This window comes from Kitasatospora sp. NPDC056446 (assembly GCF_042796115.1).
Taxonomy (GTDB): domain Bacteria; phylum Actinomycetota; class Actinomycetes; order Streptomycetales; family Streptomycetaceae; genus Kitasatospora.
This window is the reverse complement of record NZ_JBHTRF010000184.1, coordinates 1-1,979: the sequence shown is the minus strand read 5'-3', so window position 1 is coordinate 1,979 and position 1,979 is coordinate 1. Positions and strand designations below refer to the sequence as shown.

3 protein-coding genes are annotated in these 1,979 nt (G+C 48.6%); 1 reads left to right on the top strand and 2 read right to left on the bottom strand.

Annotated elements, in window-relative coordinates:
- On the top strand, window positions 1-678 hold a 678-nt coding region (locus tag ACFQ6N_RS40455; protein WP_380659145.1), incomplete at its 5' end, for an ImmA/IrrE family metallo-endopeptidase.
- On the opposite strand, the gene ACFQ6N_RS40450 is transcribed toward ACFQ6N_RS40455, so the two are convergent.
- Together ACFQ6N_RS40450 and ACFQ6N_RS40445 are read right to left on the bottom strand one after the other, a co-directional pair.
- Window positions 659-1,585 carry a hypothetical protein gene (locus tag ACFQ6N_RS40450; protein WP_148564917.1) on the bottom strand — a complete coding sequence of 309 codons (927 nt, stop codon included), beginning with the start codon at window positions 1,583-1,585 and terminating at the stop codon, window positions 659-661. The genes ACFQ6N_RS40455 and ACFQ6N_RS40450 overlap by 20 nt on opposite strands.
- Window positions 1,586-1,606: 21 nt before the next feature.
- Window positions 1,607-1,979 (bottom strand): hypothetical protein (locus tag ACFQ6N_RS40445; RefSeq protein ID WP_380659144.1); only part of this gene is annotated, 373 nt, incomplete at its 5' end.

Here is a 1,979-nt window from a genome sequence, read left to right as displayed (position 1 = left end):
AAGTATGGTCGCCTGGAAGAGGCCTTGGCTTTCCGTAGGTCCACCACATTTGATATGGAAATGGGGGCCGTGACTGCCTGGTATAGGGCAATTGAGCTAGCCTCTCAGAAGATCACGCTAAAGAGTTTTGATGCTGAAACTCTTTCGAACGCACTTGGTGATGTCCGACGCTTCACTCTGAATCCCGATCCCCAGGACTTTCTTCCCGAAATCGTAAAAATACTTGCAGACTGTGGCGTCGCACTTTGTGTTGTGCCCGCGCCGCTCGGATGTCCAGTGAGTGGAATTGCATGTTTCAATGCTCGGGGCGGGCTGATTGGACTTAGTTCGCGGTATCTAACTGACGATCAATTCTGGTTCTCTCTCTTTCATGAAGTTGCTCATTTGTGCATGCATGCAGGAAGGATCTCGATTGAAGTCGATGGAGGCGTTGGATCAAACGAGGAAGATGAGGCAAACGAATTTGCCTCGAAAAATCTTGTTCCAGAAAAGTGGAATGAAGAATTAAATTTTGTGGCTTTGAATAAGTTCGGTATTGCGCGGCTGGCGAGGAAGATAGGGGTTTCGCCCGGTATTGTTGTTGGTCAGCTTCAGCATAGAAAACGTATTAGGCATAACCAGTTCAACTATTTGAAGAACAGATACAAGTGGTCTGGTTCTAGCCTCGGAAAGGCTTGAACCGAGTAGGGCTCTTTTGCCAGTTGCAGATAGCGTCCTCCATTATCTGCATCCCGAATCCGAGCGTATTGCCAAGTATCACAGTCTCTGTTTCGTAGTCTCCCACGCTCTTGCCGGGTCCAAAGAGAAGCTTGGCTCCACTTAGTGGTCCGGTCGCGCTCTTGAAGTATGGTGAAGGTGGGGATATTGGTGCAATTCCAGTCTTCCCGAGCATGGTCAGGTAATCGAATCTACCGATGCGACCGAAACTCGCAACCTGCGCCATGGAGCTGTAAAGGCGATCAAATGCTGCTCCGGGATCCCCGAGTGATTCTGTGAGCGCATCGGCTAACATTGCTTGATGTCCACCGTTTTGCTGAATCCAATCCACGTAGCTGGCAATCGCGTCGCCAGTGGCATTTGGCTTCCAGGCGTCTAGAGACGTGTACTTTCGATGATTTCCAAAGGCTCGGCGAATACCATCTCCCCCTCTTAAGGTCGCTTCGGCACCGGCAAGCCAATTTCGAAACCCCGCCAGATCGCTTGTGACTTCATTCCAGGTCCACTTCTTTGCGCCAAGCGCGCCGTATACGTCACGGGTTAACCGCCACTTGCTCTTAGCATTGTGTCCGAAATGTGTGGCAAGAAATACCAGCCAGCAGGCTTCATCAACGTTGCCGTCCCTAAGGTGGGATATAGAGGCACGAATGGGGTCGAAGTACTGAGAGTGTGGATTCAACCTGTCTTTGCAAATTTCCCTTTTGGAAATTGTTGAAACAAATTCTACTCGCCTTCTACTATCGATCAACTGGAGGGCAAATGATTCGACGGCCCCCGCTTCCGCTAATCCGGGGAGTTCGTTAAATAGATCACCACTCTCAAGCAGGGTTTTGAGTCTTTGTAGCTCGCCGATCTCTCTGGGTCTCATAACGATAATGACCTCATGGAATCACAGAAGAAGATTGTCCTGAGTGGTTTGTTCATCATCAAGTTTAGTGTGATTTTTCATTCTCGCTGCCTTCATATCAAGGTACTGATGGTAGAAGTCAGAAGAGAGTTTGTTCTTCATTCTATAGATGCCACTTCGATCTTTTTTTTGAACGTAATGATATGAGCGAAGAATGTAAACTATATCTTTCCAGTAGTTCTCTATATCTCTTCCGATTTTGATTGGGGTCCCCGCTATTCTAATTGACTCCTCTGCACTCAGCAGGAATTTTATCCTGGGGAGGGGGTCTCCAATTGGCATTGCTGGCATGGGGGTGACTCGCTGAAGGCCATCGGAAATGTAATCCTTGGCCTTGGATATATCGCTCGTGTAC

Bases quoted from the DNA above. Each gene is read 5' to 3' on its own strand.
- ACFQ6N_RS40450 (WP_148564917.1), bottom strand. From the start codon at position 1,585: ATGAGACCCAGAGAGATCGGCGAGCTACAAAGACTCAAAACCCTGCTT.